The 15,383-nt window shown below is 44.6% G+C and carries 11 protein-coding genes; 5 read left to right on the top strand and 6 right to left on the bottom strand.

The features are described 5' to 3' along the window. Positions 1-33: 33 nt before the first annotated feature. From R8O10_RS17170 to R8O10_RS17160, 3 genes are all read right to left on the bottom strand, one after another. Positions 34-1,707, bottom strand: coding sequence for an alkaline phosphatase D family protein (locus tag R8O10_RS17170; RefSeq protein WP_213965332.1), 1,674 nt, complete (start codon positions 1,705-1,707; stop codon positions 34-36). Positions 1,708-2,036: 329 nt separating this feature from the next. After that, a complete protein-coding gene (locus R8O10_RS17165) occupies positions 2,037-2,414 on the bottom strand; it encodes a hypothetical protein (RefSeq protein ID WP_005377965.1) in 378 nt (125 codons plus the stop codon). Between the two features lie 288 nt (positions 2,415-2,702). After that, the gene (locus R8O10_RS17160; RefSeq protein ID WP_318191561.1) at positions 2,703-5,057 is read right to left on the bottom strand and encodes a helicase-related protein; all 2,355 of its coding nucleotides are present in this window, start codon (positions 5,055-5,057) and stop codon (positions 2,703-2,705) included. 213 nt (positions 5,058-5,270) lie between these two features. On the opposite strand from R8O10_RS17160, the gene R8O10_RS17155 reads away from it, so the two are divergent. From R8O10_RS17155 to R8O10_RS17145, 3 genes are all read left to right on the top strand, one after another. Continuing rightward, complete coding sequence (locus R8O10_RS17155) at positions 5,271-6,959, top strand: NAD-dependent malic enzyme (RefSeq protein ID WP_005377977.1); 1,689 nt, start codon at positions 5,271-5,273, stop codon at positions 6,957-6,959. 154 nt (positions 6,960-7,113) lie between these two features. After that, positions 7,114-7,848, top strand: a complete 735-nt coding sequence (locus tag R8O10_RS17150) for a vancomycin high temperature exclusion protein (RefSeq protein WP_005388862.1) — start codon at positions 7,114-7,116, stop codon at positions 7,846-7,848. Positions 7,849-8,067: 219 nt separating this feature from the next. Beyond that, positions 8,068-9,438, top strand: a complete 1,371-nt coding sequence (locus R8O10_RS17145; protein WP_017634863.1) for an SLC13 family permease — start codon at positions 8,068-8,070, stop codon at positions 9,436-9,438. A 142-nt stretch (positions 9,439-9,580) separates the two neighbouring features. On the opposite strand, the gene R8O10_RS17140 is transcribed toward R8O10_RS17145, so the two are convergent. Further along, complete coding sequence (locus tag R8O10_RS17140; RefSeq protein ID WP_154204672.1) at positions 9,581-10,918, bottom strand: GGDEF domain-containing protein; 1,338 nt, start codon at positions 10,916-10,918, stop codon at positions 9,581-9,583. Positions 10,919-11,252: 334 nt separating this feature from the next. On the opposite strand from R8O10_RS17140, the gene R8O10_RS17135 reads away from it, so the two are divergent. Next, positions 11,253-12,077, top strand: a complete 825-nt coding sequence (locus R8O10_RS17135; RefSeq protein ID WP_005377984.1) for a DUF2797 domain-containing protein — start codon at positions 11,253-11,255, stop codon at positions 12,075-12,077. A 90-nt stretch (positions 12,078-12,167) separates the two neighbouring features. On the opposite strand, the gene R8O10_RS17130 is transcribed toward R8O10_RS17135, so the two are convergent. Both R8O10_RS17130 and R8O10_RS17125 read right to left on the bottom strand, forming a co-directional pair. After that, a complete protein-coding gene (locus tag R8O10_RS17130; protein WP_213965334.1) occupies positions 12,168-13,403 on the bottom strand; it encodes a cysteine desulfurase-like protein in 1,236 nt (411 codons plus the stop codon). After that, a complete protein-coding gene (locus R8O10_RS17125; RefSeq protein ID WP_005377989.1) occupies positions 13,387-14,043 on the bottom strand; it encodes a 2OG-Fe dioxygenase family protein in 657 nt (218 codons plus the stop codon). Before R8O10_RS17125 ends, R8O10_RS17130 begins: the two co-directional genes overlap by 17 nt. A gap of 359 nt (positions 14,044-14,402) precedes the next feature. Between R8O10_RS17125 and trxB the strand changes: the two genes are divergently transcribed. After that, positions 14,403-15,362, top strand: a complete 960-nt coding sequence (gene trxB / locus R8O10_RS17120) for a thioredoxin-disulfide reductase (RefSeq protein WP_005377991.1) — start codon at positions 14,403-14,405, stop codon at positions 15,360-15,362. Positions 15,363-15,383: the final 21 nt, after the last annotated feature.

The raw sequence follows: 15,383 nt of genomic DNA, 5'->3' as shown, positions 1-15,383 counted from the left end.
TAGCCTGCGGACTTTTTTCGTATTAGGCTAAGTTTAGCCGATATTTAACGTAGTGCCATCTGTTGTGGAGGCTGACTTGGTCGTCACCTGATATGTTCTGTCTTTAATCGTTGATACGAAATACCAGGTCGACTCTGCCTTGTCGGGCGTAAAAATAACGCGCATAAAGCCACGCTGTTTGATGTCTGCCCACTGTAATTCTGACACTAAGTGCGGCAGCGTGTATTCCATTTGAGCGATCGCGACAGGGTCTAACGCGAGGTAGGCCTCTAACCCAGGGGAACTCACAGAGCTAGTCGCAAACTCTACCCCGATAGGATGCTTAGATACGTCTTTAAGCTCACTTGCCCATGCATTGTGCGTATCTCCTGCCAAACAGACAAAGTTACCACTGCTGGCTTTGGCCAGTTGATAAACGTTCTCTCGCTCAACGTAGTAACCATCCCATGCATCTAGGTTATATGGCAAAGCAATGTTATCTAAACTTGGGTCAGAGAGATAACCCGTAATCGCAGAGTTTACCGCTAATAACGCCTCTGTTTTTTGTTCTTCAGTGGCAGTAAACAATTGAAACATCGCGGTCATAACCGAACTTGGCAACTCCATACGAGACATTAACACTTGTTGCCCTAGCACATTCCAAGTTGCGTCGTGCGTACTGAACGCATCCATCAGCCAAGCGAGTTGGTCACCGCCTAACAGCTCTCGGTCTTGACTGCGCGACTGAGCAACTAAACCGCCAATAGCTTCCATCGTTGGTGAGCTGAGCGAGAAATAATCCAACGGTTTATCACGCTCCACAAGTCGCGTGTCGAGCATCATCAAATTGACTAAACTTCCAAACGAAAACTGACGGTAAATCAGCATGTTTGAGAAAGTGTTTTCACGAACGGGCAACCATTCTGTCCACGCGGCGGCAGCAGCTGCACGACGATCATTAAAACTGCCTTCCTCTTCTTGATGGTTTTCCGCACCATTTTTCCAAGTATCATTTGCAAGCTCATGGTCATCCCAGACAGCAATCATTGGTAGGCTCGCATGTAACGCTTGCAGATCAGCATCTTGGCGATATTGCGCATACCGTTTTCGGTAATCATCTAAGGTAATACATTCAGTGCCTTTGCTTGGCTCTCGCCCTAGTGCCTCAGCATCTTCACTAGCGTAGCCACCAGCACCATACTCATAAATGTAATCACCGAGATGAAGCACCACATCAAACGGGTCTTGCTCATGTTGATTTAAAATCTCTCGATACACATGGAAATAACCAGCAGGATAGTTTGCGCAAGAAACAACGGCCATGGATGCCTTTTCTACACCACCCTCTGGTAATGTTTGAGTTTGCCCGACTTCGCTAGTGACATCTCCAACCATGAATCGATAGTAGTAGCGAGAATTTGCGTTGAGATTTTGAACATCGACTTTTACCGTGAAATCTCGGCTCGTGTCTGTGGCAAAAGTGCCACTTTGCACGATATCAGTAAAATTTTCGTTAGATGAAACTTGCCAGCTTACATCTGCGTAGCTCGCTGAGGTTGTAACACGAGTCCAAATGATTACTTGTGTTTGAGTAGGATCTCCACTCGCCACTCCGTGCTCAAAGGTAACCGCAACAGATTCACTAGCATCGCTACCACAGCCCACCAGCCCGGTAACAATCGCAGTTGAAGAGGCTGCTTTCATAAAGTCTCGACGAGACAAAGACATATTGACTTCCTTTCTTATTGTGCTTGTTTTTATGCCCAAATGACGTGGTGACTCAATCATCCTTGTGTGCCAATAAGGGACGTTAATTCGAACTTACAGTACCAACCACTTAGTCGGTAATTTGTCCTAAAAACACAAAGTTAGAAGCTAGTTATGACAATTGCATTTCCAAACGTTACATTTTTGTTAATTTAAGTGCAAATACTCTATATTCATCACATTTCCAAGACCTGTGACAAAAACCTCAAAATAAAAAAGCGACCTACTTTGAGGTCGCTTTTCATTGCACTATTGTTAAGTAGTACATCGATGCAGTGGAAATACTCAGCCTAAAACTTGATGTTAAGAACATCTTGTTCTGACGTGTCCACTTTCAACTGACTGCGAGATTCTATGTACTCGATTTGCTGAACGTCGAGCGAATATGGCATAACGACTCGCAATTCATTGATCCCTTCATGTTTAGCTAGCTGGGTTAAGCGGACCAAATTGGATTCATCACTTTTACGAGAAGACATCGATTTTAATGCGGCATCCCACAACCGATCTTCAGGCTTGCTCAATTCCGCAATGTTCTGTTTCCACATCAAACCGAAAATAGGCGCGATGGTGGCAAATGCCTCTAAAAAGGTCCATTTTTTACTACCTGTCGCTCCTAAAAAGCTAGTGTAGTCGAATTCAATGCACGTCTTTCCTTGTTGATCCATTCTATGCCCCCGACACTCGAAAATGAGATATACCAAATATCGTTCAACTGTTTTGATATAGCAATGGGATATAAAACATTCGTCTTTTATGCACTAATTTACATGCAAAAGGAAATATTAAAACCAGCTTTGTAACAACTGATGTACAGCTTCGCCATATATAAGCATTCAATTGATTAATATTTCAATTAAGAAACTAAAAACAACACGTAAGTAACGATATCAATATGAAATCATTATAGATTCACCAAGAAAATATCAATTCTTGTCACAACGTCATCCGCCTACCTACTTCACATCAATCACTCGACTGGCCTTTTTATACTGTATCTTCCAACCAGCCCAGCGTGGCAACTCCCAACGCTTCGGGTCTCCCTTACGGTTTCCCTCTCGATAAACGACCTGTACTAGCTTGCGAGACGCGTAATACTCAACATCCAGTTGGAGTTCTGGCAGCGAAAGTTCTAAAGGGTACTGCTCCGTGAAATCGTCGTATTCCCATTCTGGAACACCGTTAAATGTTAAGTCTTCCGGTTCAAACAACGCCATATCATCGACATTTTCAACGCCTAATGTTTCCAACTGATCCTTTAACCAGCTAGAAAATGTCAAGGAGGCCAAGTCGTTAACCTCTTCTCCTTCGACATTAAGGCCCAATGCGTTGTAGAGTTTCCAGTGTTGGATTTGTTGTTTTCTTTGAGAAGCAAATCCTGGTAACAGTGTCTCGTCTTCTATCATTTCGACAATAGACTGAACAGCAACATCACCTTGTAACGCTTGATGTTCAGAACAGATTGTTCGCCCGGCGTAGACCAAATGCATTGTTGCTCTTGGCGTCTCTTCTTCATAATTCGTCTCACCTTGTTGCCACTCCCCAAATTCAAGTTCGCGTAATAATGTCAGCGGGATAGGCATCATGACCGATGCGAGGTTTAGTGTTTGCTTAACACCTCGTCCTGGCACGCTATGGCTATCTAGCACGATTGCCGCTTCTTCTTTGTCAGGAAAGCGGCTGTTACGCCCAACCAGCATCTCGACTACGCCATTTCCTAGAGCATCCCTTCGACGAGCTCGTCGGACAAACACAAGCTCAGGGTGCAATGAGGCGATGGAGAAAAAGAGCGCTTCACGTTTATATCGAGAGGCAACGTCAAGTTCCGGTAATTCAAATACTTCTCGCATTTGTTTCGCTAAACCTTGTGCCTCTTCGAGTGCGCTGGCATCAATGACAATGCCCGGAAGTCGCTCCCCCCGAACCAAACGGATCAACAAAGAGACATCACATCCGTATGGCTCCTCTTGAGATAGAAGCTCAGCAACTTCACCTCTTTGTCGCTGATAGAGCTGCGCAGGCACAGATAAGGCGGCAGCCAAATCAATCATTGCTTCCTTCTCTGGCTTCGCTTGAATTCTGGTAACGAGATCGGCAAACAGTGCATCAATGGGTAGTGGATATACTTTTCTACCATGCTGCGTGACATTGCCATCCTCATCAATCGCTTCCATAGATAACAACGTCGAATGAGATGCCTCTAGCGACTTTGGAGGAATTGAGTCGAGAAAATCGAGTGTTGAAAGACGGTACCCACAACAAGCCGCTGCCAGCATGGGCTCGACGAGCTCTTCTCTGTGTAATTCTGGAGGTGTCACCAACTCTAAAGGCGCGTGCTCACCATATAGACGAATACAAGCCCCTTCGGTAACGCGACCTGCTCGCCCCATTCGCTGCGCGGCACTGGCCTTAGAAATGTTGGTTAATGTCAGTGCTGTACGTCCATTTCGTTGTACAGTTCTGCGCTCTAAACCACTATCGATTACCACACGGATATTAGGAATGGTCAGAGAGGTTTCCGCGACGTTGGTTGCCAATACGACTTTCCGTTGCTTTTGTACCGTCAGCGCACGATGTCGTTCTTCATCACTGACCGAGGCATGAAGTTTAACCACCATGACATCACTGCTGCTTTGTAGCATCTGCGCGCATTGGGCGATCTCTTTACGTCCTGGGAGAAAAACAAGAATATCGCCATCTTCATCTTCCAGTGCTTCTTTTACCGCTCCGACAACTTCCTGTTCACATCCCTTTTTGTTCGGTAAATAGCGGCTGTCTGTGGAACGATGTGTCACCGTGACTGGAAAGCAACGTCCCTCCGAACTCAGGCGCTTAGCATTCAGGTAACGAGCAAGCTTTTCGCCTTCTAAGGTAGCGGAAGTGACGATCAATCGATGTTGATTTTCTTGCTTCAAAATGGCGGTTAATAGATCAATATCCCAGCGTCGCTCGTGAAATTCGTCCACTATCACGACATCAAAGTCTGCTAGCTTGTTTTCCGAAAACCAACGCAGTGCAACCCCCGGAGTCACAAATACAACTTCGGTTTTTTCATCAAAGTAGGCATGAAGCTTGATCGCGTAACCGACTTTGCGACCTATTGGCCCTCCAGATTGCTCCGCAAGAAATTCAGCCAGCGAGGTACAAGCAATTCGACGTGGTTCAATAACCAGAACGCGTCCGTGTTTTGCCGCCCACATGGGCAAGCGGGTAGATTTACCCGACCCGGTTTCGGCTTCCACCACAAGATGGTTAAGGCTTACATGATGGTCAAACTCGGCTTGCAGGCTGTCGATAGGTAGTTGAAACATAGAAATTGGATTTGATTTGATGATGCAAAACATTATACCCAAGTAAAAAAATCCTGCTTTAGGTATCTCTAAACAACCAATATTGCCGATATTTTCGTCGGTATCTGAATTTTTTTGCGACATTACATTGATGTGCATCAACGCATGTTTACAACTAAATAGTGAACCCGTTAAAATTTGATGCGCATCCTTCAACCCTACATAAGGCACCCAATGAACAACGATAAACGCCCACTATATATTCCATATGCGGGTCCGGCTCTTTTAGCAACCCCTCTTTTGAACAAAGGCAGTGCATTCTCTGCTGAAGAACGTAGTTCATTCAACTTAGAAGGTCTGCTTCCAGAGTCGACCGAAACTATCCAAGAGCAGGTGGAACGTGCCTACCAGCAATACAAAAGTTTCGAAAGCGATATGGATAAGCACATTTATCTGCGTAACATCCAAGACACCAACGAAACATTGTATTACCGCCTAGTGCAAAATCACATTTCTGAGATGATGCCTATCATCTACACGCCGACTGTTGGCGCAGCATGTGAAAACTTCTCTAACATTTACCGTCGTGGTCGCGGTCTGTTCATTTCATACCCGAACCGTGACCGTATTGACGACTTGCTGAACAACGCAGCAAACCACAACGTTAAAGTGATTGTTGTGACAGATGGCGAACGTATCCTTGGCTTGGGTGACCAAGGTATCGGCGGCATGGGTATTCCTATCGGTAAACTGTCACTATATACCGCGTGTGGTGGTATCAGCCCTGCTTACACGCTACCAATCGTGCTTGATGTGGGTACCAATAACCCGCAACGCTTAGCTGATCCGATGTACATGGGTTGGCGTCATCCTCGTATTACGGGTGCAGAATACGATGCATTTGTAGAAGAGTTTATCCAAGCGGTACAGCGCCGTTGGCCTGATGCTTTGATCCAGTTCGAAGACTTTGCTCAGAAAAATGCGATGCCTCTTCTAGAGCGTTACAAAGACCGCGTGTGTTGCTTCAATGATGATATTCAGGGTACTGCAGCTGTTACTGTTGGCTCTCTACTTGCAGCTTGTAAAGCAGCAGGAACTCAGCTTTCTAAACAACGTATTACCTTCCTAGGCGCAGGGTCTGCTGGTTGTGGTATCGCAGAAGCGATCATCGCACAAATGGTATCGGAAGGAATTTCTGACGAGCAAGCTCGCTCACAAGTTTACATGGTTGACCGTTGGGGTCTGTTACAAGAAGGCATGCCTAACCTTCTTGATTTCCAACAACGCTTGGTGCAAAAGCATACCAATACGAAAGAGTGGGAAAATGAAGGAAATGGCTTCTCACTACTCGATGTTATGCGTAACGCCAAGCCAACGGTACTAATTGGTGTTTCTGGTGCTCCTGGCCTATTTAGCCAAGAAGTCATCGAAGAAATGCATAAACACTGTAAGCGTCCGATTGTCTTCCCACTGTCGAACCCAACAAGCCGCGTGGAAGCGACACCGAACGACATCATTCGTTGGACAAATGGTGAAGCACTGGTTGCAACAGGTAGCCCATTTGAGCCAGTGGTTCATGAAGGTCGCACTTACCCTATTGCACAATGTAACAACAGCTACATCTTCCCAGGCATTGGCCTTGGTGTACTTGCTGTCAATGCAAAACGTGTCACTGACGAGATGCTAATGGAATCAAGCCGCGCGCTCGCAACATGTTCTCCTCTAGCAATCAACGGTCGTGGGGCTCTACTTCCACCACTAGAAGAGATCCACTTAGTATCGAAAAAAATCGCATTTGCCGTTGGTAAAAAGGCAATTGAACAAGGTGTCGCATTAGAAATTACTGATGAAGCATTGAACGTGGCAATTGAACAGTCGTTCTGGCAACCTGTTTACCGCCGTTACAAACGCACTGCGTTCTAAGCTTGAGACAATTCGTTTAATAATTAGCCCCTACCATGTAGGGGCTTTTATTTTTTTATCATCCTAACCAGATTTTGGCATAAATGGGCTTCTCTCTTTTTGTTTCTATCAGATATGATGAGAACTACATTTTTAGTTAAGGATATAAAACGTTTTGTTGTTTTCTCGCATAAGATCAAAGTGGAAGCTGAAATTTTCCTGGAAGCGATTTGCTTTGATTTTGTCGATCTCTGCACTTAGTCTGCTTGTTTCTGTTATTGCCATCGACCGGTGGGTGGTTTTACAAGCCAAAGAGAGCATTTTCACTGAATACGAGCAAATCCCTCAACATGAGGTTGCCGTAGTTCTTGGTACCAGTAAGTACATCGGAAAGATCCTCAACACTTACTACACTCATCGCATTAATGCGGCGATTGAGCTTTACAACCAAGGCAAAGTAAAACAGTTTTTATTGAGTGGCGATAACGCCCACCGTTCATACAACGAACCGTGGACAATGAAACGCGACTTACTTAAAGCAGGCGTGCCTGAAGAAGTGATTCACCTTGATTATGCTGGCTTTCGTACCTTAGATTCGATTGTACGAGCAAAAAAAATTTTTGCTTCGGAGCGATTTCTGATTGTGACTCAGCGCTTTCACTGTGAACGCGCACTGTTCATCGCTGATGCTTACAGCATTGATGCGCAGTGTCTCGCGGTAGCAGGGCCGACGGCCAACAAGCAAAAAACATCGATGCGTGTTCGAGAACTGCTAGCCCGTGTGAAAGCGTTTTTAGACCTGTACATTATCAATACGCAGCCTAAGTTTCTTGGCCCTCAAGAACCTATCGTCGCAGTAAAAGAGCCAAATAAAGCAGCTAACGAGCCTCTTCAAGTCCCCGTCGAATAGAGGAATAACGTGGCTCACAAGCCTAGTAACATTTCTATAAAACAAATGGGTAGTTTTCTACCCATTTCCAATTCTCAACATCACACTTTCTAATTTGCTCTACGATTCAGGCAAAACTCTTTTTCGCATTCAAAGTAACATTTCATCAATAAATAACTACAAGTCAGTTACTTTGCCATAAAAAAACCGACAAAAGGCAATGCAAAAGGAGCACTACCCATGACCGCACTCGCTGTGACATTGAAGAATTGGTTCTTCACTCGCAACAGCATGATTTTGAACGCGAATATCCTATTGTTCATTATCTTGTTTAATACCTTACCCTTTGAACCACAAGTAGTAACCGGCCTGAGCATCTTAGTTTTTGTTGCTATTTTGTGGCTAACCGAAGCGATTCACGTCAGCATTACTGCGCTGCTCATACCACTACTTGCGGTATTTTTGGGTGTGTTCAACACTCAAGCCGCACTGAATAACTTTTCCAACTCCATCATTTTTCTATTTTTGGGTGGTTTTGCACTAGCTGCGGCTCTACATAAACAAAAGTTAGATCAAGCTATTGCAGATAAAGTACTATTGCTGGCAAGAGGAAAAATGTCTGTCGCTGTATTCATGCTATTTGGTGTGAGTGCTGGCCTGTCAATGTGGATTTCAAACACCGCCACCGCCGCGATGATGTTACCGCTTGTGCTGGGTGTGATGACAAAGCTAGACGCCAAGAAAAACCACAACACCTTTTTGTTTGTTCTACTCGGTATCGCTTACAGTGCTTCAATTGGTGGTATTGCAACACTGGTTGGTAGCCCACCAAACGCAATTGCAGCAGCTGAAGTTGGCCTTAGCTTCACTGAATGGATGAAGTTTGGTGTACCTATTTCCCTAGTATTAATGCCAATCGCTATCCTCGTATTGTACACGATGACTAAGCCTGACCTTAGCCACAAGTTTGACCTTGACCATCAACCAGTCGAATGGACAAACGGCAAAATGATTACGTTGGCGATTTTCTTACTGACCGTAACTTTGTGGATATTCAGTAAGCCTATTAACGCTATGCTGGGTGGCTTCGCGAAGTTCGATACTCTTGTAGCCATTGGCGCCATCCTTCTACTTGGTGCTTCTCGCGCCGTCGAGTGGAAAGATATTGAGAAAACAACCGACTGGGGTGTGTTAATCCTATTTGGTGGTGGTATCTGTCTGAGTAACGTCCTAAAAGCAACCGGAACAAGCGTATTTTTGGCTCATAGCTTGTCAGGCTTCCTTGAGCAAGCCGGTATTCTCTTAACGATTCTTGCAGTGGTTGCTTTTGTTGTCTTCTTAACTGAGTTTGCGAGTAACACCGCCAGTGCTGCGCTACTTGTCCCTGTATTTGCGACCATTGCAGAAGCCTTAGGCATGTCTCCGGTTATTCTCTCTGCACTGATTGCCGTCGCTGCATCTTGTGCATTTATGTTACCTGTTGCAACACCTCCAAACGCGATTGTGTTCGGTACGGGTCATATCAAGCAAAAAGAAATGATGCGAATTGGTTTCGTATTAAACATTGCCTGTATTGCTGCACTAACGCTTTTCGCTTGGTTGTTCTGGTAAAAATAGCAAGTTCGATTAGCACTACACTGCTGCTCACGGTAATCGTATCGATAACCCAAACTTCCCCCCTAAGTGGTGTTCAGCAGTTTCCCTCTTGGTGGCCAGTTGGCCACCTTTTTTCTTTCCTTTTAGTGAACGGCTATCAGGCTTGCTTCTTTTCGCAAGCAAGTAAACCATAATGAGCTTCCACTCGGTTGCGACCATTGCGCTTCGCCTGATACAGCACTTCGTCAGCTCTCGCCATGGTTTCTGAGACGCGTTCATTCTGCATTTGGGCAACGCCAATACTGCAAGTTAATGATTCACCGTGCACCCACAAATGATCCTCCACATTTTTGCGAATCATTTCTGCCTTCTCTAACGCTTGTTCAATATTGGTATCAGGGCAAAATACGACAAACTCTTCGCCGCCCCAACGAACGAGTCGATCGTCTGAGTAAATAGAAGTCGCTACCACCATGACAAATTCGCGCAATATGTCATCCCCCATTTGGTGCCCAAATTTGTCGTTCACCTTTTTAAACTTATCCAAGTCCAAATAGAGAATACTGAAGGTGTTATGCCCCCAGCGAACCTGACGAGATTGTTGTTCCAGCCAGTGTTGCACAGCATATCGGTTCATCGCGCCCGTCAAAGCATCTCGATGCGCTAGCTCTGCAAACTCATAGTTTTGAGCTCGCAAAGTATCATTCACCTTTTCCAAATGACGGTGACGCTTTTGCGCTTTTTCATAAGCCACTCTATTTTTTCGTAACTCATGCAGTGAAAAAGCCAGTCCAAGCGCCATCCAAGAGAGTAATAATGCATACAACAATGTTTCTTGCGCAAGGTAAGCGCCTTCAAACTCAATTTTATCAATCACAATTCTATGTTTACCAAGTGCCGCACCAGACCCAGTTGCAATATCAATACGTGTGATGTTTGAAAATTCAGGTGCAGAGTGTTCAATCGCGACTCCGTTATCTACTAACCACCAGGTCATCACCTGAAGATTTTTAATCGGAATTTCGACAATATCGCTCGAACCCGATGGAGAAAACTGCATGCCATTATATTTAATGGTGTACTCGTCGTCCGGCTTGGAATACTCAGAATTATAATTGCGAAGATACAAACGTAGGTCGTGGCTAGGGTTAGCCCCTATTCCTGCCTCTTCATATCGCACCTTCAATCGAATCGTATGGTAGTTGGAAAGGTCAATACCCTGTGTTGGCGTTGCTGAATCGGTATAAACCGAGATTCCGCAATAAGGCCAAGCATACGAGCTCTGCTTTAGTTCACAGCTAAGAACTAGGCTTTGCCGATCGTATGTGATATCTGCCTCACTCACACCTCCTTCACTGGCATCTTTAGTTGCATAGATATTGAAATGCTCAGGTGTAATGGTCAGCTTTCGCGTATCGCCAAGCACACTATAAAGGGCAACCAAACTGATAGTGCAAATAGAAAGAGCAAAGATAAAGTTATGGATCCACTTCATGGGCAAGTGACCTGCTGAGATTATACAATACGTGGGGTTCAATAATTCCAAAAAATGAAATCAAGGTGATTTATCAAGAAATAAAATCGCTTTTTCATTCAATTCTTAGTTTCGACACATAGTAACGGATTTTGAACCGTTATCACGTTTTAAAATTTCTAAAAAGTGCAGCCCAACTTCTATTTGCGAAGCATTTCACAGCCATAATTTTTAGAAAATAAAACACGATGCATAATAATTTAGTGCAAGACATTTACTTTAAAGCTCCTGTCAACCCTGCATCTCTTCTCCACTTCAGTATATACTGTGCAAAAACACAATAATGAGTAATGTCATGTCATTAATTGCAACTGGCACGCTAAACAAAATGCGTGCTTCTCTGGACGGTGCCGTCAACTACCGTCTTCCTGTCGGTGAGGAAGAGATCGACTTAACTCCGTTTCTGGGTAAAACGCTCACACTGACTCACACTGGCAATATTTTTTGTTGCTCATGTGGAAAGAAAACGAAAAAGAGTTATTCGCAAGGCCACTGTTTTGTATGCATGAAAAAGCTAGCAAGCTGCGACATGTGTATCATGAAGCCAGAGACCTGCCACTACGATCAAGGGACTTGTCGCGAACCACAATGGGGTGAAGAGAATTGCATGGTGGATCACTTTGTCTACCTGTCCAACACATCCAGCTTAAAAGTTGGTATTACTCGTCATACTCAAATCCCGACTCGTTGGATTGACCAAGGCGCGACTCAGGGCTTGCCAATTTTTAAAGTAAAAACTCGCCATATCTCCGGTTTAATTGAAGTTGAACTGGCGAAACATATCGCAGACAAGACCAATTGGCGCACACTGCTAAAAGGTGACGGTGAACCTATGGCATTGCAGGACCGTTTTGCTGAGCTATTGCCTTTAGTCGAAGAGAAAATTGCCGAGATAAAACAGCAATTCGGCGAAGATGCCATTGAAGTATTAAACGAAAGCATTACCGACCTTAGCTACCCGGTACAACAGCACCCAACGAAGATCACTTCGCATAACTTCGATAAAAACCCGGTTGTTACTGGCACTTTGCAAGGCATCAAAGGTCAATACCTCATCTTTGATACCGGCGTTATTAATGTAAGAAAATTCACTTCCTATGAAGTTGAAGTTAGTGAGTAATCGCTTGCAGAACGCGTTGATTCAAATAAAAATGAAAAAAGCTCGAGTTTGACTCGAGCTTTTGTTTTTCTATTAGGAAGAAATCGTTAGTTATGCGTCAAGGATGCTTTCTAGCACATCGAATAACATATCGACTTCTTCTATTGTGTTGTAATGCATACAACCAATTCGCACTACACCACCCGATTCTTCTAAACCAAGTTGACGAACTAAGCCCAACGCATAAAAGTGACCATTCCATACACAAATGTTATGTTCACCCAGTGTTTTCGCGATGAACTCTGGAGAATATCGGTCAAACGTTAGCGCAAAAGTTGGCGTGCGGAGTTGGCTATCTTCCTTTGCGATACCGAATAGATTGACACCATCTAATGCATTCAAACGCTGCAAGAAACGCTCACTCAAGCGCTGCTCATGTTGTTCATACAGTTGGTAGCTTTGCTCCAATCGTTGGCGAAGAGGTAAACCGACTTCACCAAATTGAGCCAGATACTCAACCGCAGAAACGACACCAGCAAGACCTTCAAAACTTTGCGTTCCTGTTTCAAATCGACCAGGGCCTATATTAGTGGCAGGCTCGACTTTGTAAGGGCGAATACTGTGGAGCCACTGATCGGCTATGTAAGCAATACCAACGTGTGGTCCGAAAAACTTGTAAGCTGAGCAAGCTAAAAAGTCACAACCTAACGCTTGAACATCAACCAAATGATGAGGCGCATAATGGACGGCATCCACATAAACTTGTGCCCCAACATTGTGCGCCATGCTGACTACTTGCTGTACATCCACAATAGAGCCCGTCGTGTTCGATGCATAAGTCACAGCGACAAGGCGCGTTTTATCAGAAAGAAGGCGGCTTAAATGCTCCATATCAAGCGTACAATCTTCTTCGTTGATACGAACTTGATGAACCGTAACGCCTTTATCTTCTGCCGCTTGCTGCCAGCTGGATACATTTGAATAGTGATCCAAAGCGGAGACAATGATCTCATCTCCTGCTTGCCAATCTCGACTAATCGCGCGACTAAGCTGAAAGGTTAGTGAGGTCATATTGGCACCGAAGACAATATTGCCAGATGAAGGGGCATTAAGTAGAGCCTGAGCCGACTCACGCGCATTTTGCATTACGTCAACGGTCACTTGGCTAGAAAAATAATGTCCGCCTAAGTTAGCGTTGAAACGACCTAAATACCCTACCATGCTGTCTAGTACTGATTGAGGCACTTGTGAGCCACCTGGACCATCAAAAAACGTCACGGGCTTGTCGTTGTGGTATTGAGCCAACGCCGGAAATTGCGCTCTGATCTGATTAAGATTGAAGTTCATTACGCTTATCCGTAGCAGTGAGTACAAATACATCCATATGGCCCGCTTCGTCATCAATAACAGAGCGGATTGGGCACGCGTTATGCCACAGCTTGCTATCAGCCAAGATTGCGACCTCTCCGGTTTCTAGCACTTTACGGAAAAATGGGGCTTGGTTATGGCTGCTGTAAAGCATGATGTCGCCACCGATGATGTTATGGCGTCCCACACCAACCATTGCAATGTGATCAAAACCGTCTTGGTGCACACCTTCAGGTGCTACTTGGGTTTCTTCTTCCAGTGCCCTGATACGGATTTGGTGAATTTCTATTTCTTGACCGTTTGGCAGATGATTCGCATTGACAAACAATTCACACATTTCTCGAAAGCCATCGCTGGTAAGAATATCCTTCTCAATTGGCTCGAATTGTCTTACAACATCACCTTGAAATCGGTTGATATCAGAGGATTGAACAAAGCTATTTTTATTTAAGTCGATGACTTTGCCGTTATCAAAACCAACCACAGAATAACGTCGTAGTCGATACTGACCATCTGCATGTTCGGTACGAGGCAGTTCTTCAAACGATGGGGAAAGCTGCTCAATTGCTGCCATGCTGAGCTGTGTTAAATGTAGAGTATTCTCACGTGAATGTAACATCATTTGCTCCTTTAATGAGGCACATTAATTAACATTTAATTTACACACTAGGTTACGCAAATATTCTGCAATTACCAGCTTTTAACGTTGATAGCTTCAACAAAACGACGAAAACGACATAACAAACCAAATAAAAACACAAAAACAGAGTCATGTTTCAGTTTTACGCTTTGACAATATTTGAAACTAGACTTCTCTACTACGAATAGAATTTTATGCTAGAAGTCAACGTTCTCTATCAATATTTAGTGGGTTCTAATCTATAACCAATTATTCGATCACAATCGTTGTTTATGCTTTTAAAGCACTAAGAATTTCCATACAATCGAGGGAAATGTTACGCCCTTTTTGGAGCCATAATGAGCGACGTAAAACACTGTAAATTATTAATTCTTGGTTCTGGTCCTGCAGGATACACAGCTGCCGTCTACGCAGCGCGTGCAAACTTAAACCCTGTGCTTGTGACGGGAATGCAACAAGGTGGTCAGCTAACCACCACAACTGAAGTTGAAAACTGGCCAGGCGATGCTGAGGGACTGACAGGTCCAGCATTGATGGATCGCATGAAAGAACACGCCGAGCGTTTTGAAACTGAAATCGTATTTGATCACATCAATGAAGTAGAGCTATCACAACGCCCATTTCGTTTAAAAGGCGACTCAGGTGAGTACACTTGTGATGCCTTAATCATATCTACCGGCGCATCAGCAAAATACCTTGGCCTTGAGTCTGAAGAAGCATTTAAAGGTCGCGGCGTTTCTGCTTGTGCAACCTGTGACGGTTTCTTCTACCGTAATCAGAAAGTTGCAGTTGTGGGCGGTGGTAACACGGCTGTTGAAGAAGCGCTATACCTATCTAACATTGCGTCAGAAGTTCACCTGATCCACCGCCGCGATTCATTCCGCGCAGAGAAGATCCTTGTGAAACGCCTGATGGATAAAGTTGAAAGCGGTAATATCGTTCTTCATACCGATCGCACTCTCGATGAAGTACTGGGTGACGATATGGGCGTAACGGGCGTCCGCATTAAAGACGTGAACAGCGGTGCGACAGAAGATATCGATGTAATGGGTGCATTCATCGCAATTGGCCACCAGCCAAACACACAAATCTTTGAAGGCCAAGTAGACATGAAAGATGGCTACATCATCGTTCAATCAGGTCTTGAAGGCAACGCAACACAAACTAGTATCGAAGGTGTATTTGCAGCTGGCGACGTAATGGACCACAACTACCGTCAAGCGATCACCTCTGCAGGTACAGGTTGTATGGCTGCATTAGATGCTGAACGTTTCTTAGACTCACTTGGTGACAAATAACTTTTCACATTTGTGTCATAT

Origin of the sequence: Vibrio sp. 1727, from assembly GCF_033344415.1 — a bacterium.
In the GTDB taxonomy this organism is placed as follows: Bacteria; Pseudomonadota; Gammaproteobacteria; order Enterobacterales; family Vibrionaceae; genus Vibrio; species Vibrio alginolyticus.
The sequence above is the reverse complement of the archived record's forward strand: the minus strand, read 5'-3'. Positions and strand labels throughout refer to the sequence as shown.

Excerpts from the sequence above, each read along its gene's own strand:
- trxB (WP_005377991.1), top strand. The coding sequence starts at position 14,403 with ATGAGCGACGTAAAACACTGTAAATTATTAATTCTTGGTTCTGGTCCT.
- R8O10_RS17170 (WP_213965332.1), bottom strand. The coding sequence starts at position 1,707 with ATGTCTTTGTCTCGTCGAGACTTTATGAAAGCAGCCTCTTCAACTGCG.
- R8O10_RS17155 (WP_005377977.1), top strand. The coding sequence starts at position 5,271 with ATGAACAACGATAAACGCCCACTATATATTCCATATGCGGGTCCGGCT.
- R8O10_RS17165 (WP_005377965.1), bottom strand. The coding sequence starts at position 2,414 with ATGGATCAACAAGGAAAGACGTGCATTGAATTCGACTACACTAGCTTT.
- R8O10_RS17135 (WP_005377984.1), top strand. The coding sequence starts at position 11,253 with ATGTCATTAATTGCAACTGGCACGCTAAACAAAATGCGTGCTTCTCTG.
- R8O10_RS17130 (WP_213965334.1), bottom strand. The coding sequence starts at position 13,403 with ATGAACTTCAATCTTAATCAGATCAGAGCGCAATTTCCGGCGTTGGCT.
- R8O10_RS17125 (WP_005377989.1), bottom strand. The coding sequence starts at position 14,043 with ATGTTACATTCACGTGAGAATACTCTACATTTAACACAGCTCAGCATG.
- R8O10_RS17160 (WP_318191561.1), bottom strand. The coding sequence starts at position 5,057 with ATGTTTCAACTACCTATCGACAGCCTGCAAGCCGAGTTTGACCATCAT.
- R8O10_RS17140 (WP_154204672.1), bottom strand. The coding sequence starts at position 10,918 with ATGAAGTGGATCCATAACTTTATCTTTGCTCTTTCTATTTGCACTATC.
- R8O10_RS17145 (WP_017634863.1), top strand. The coding sequence starts at position 8,068 with ATGACCGCACTCGCTGTGACATTGAAGAATTGGTTCTTCACTCGCAAC.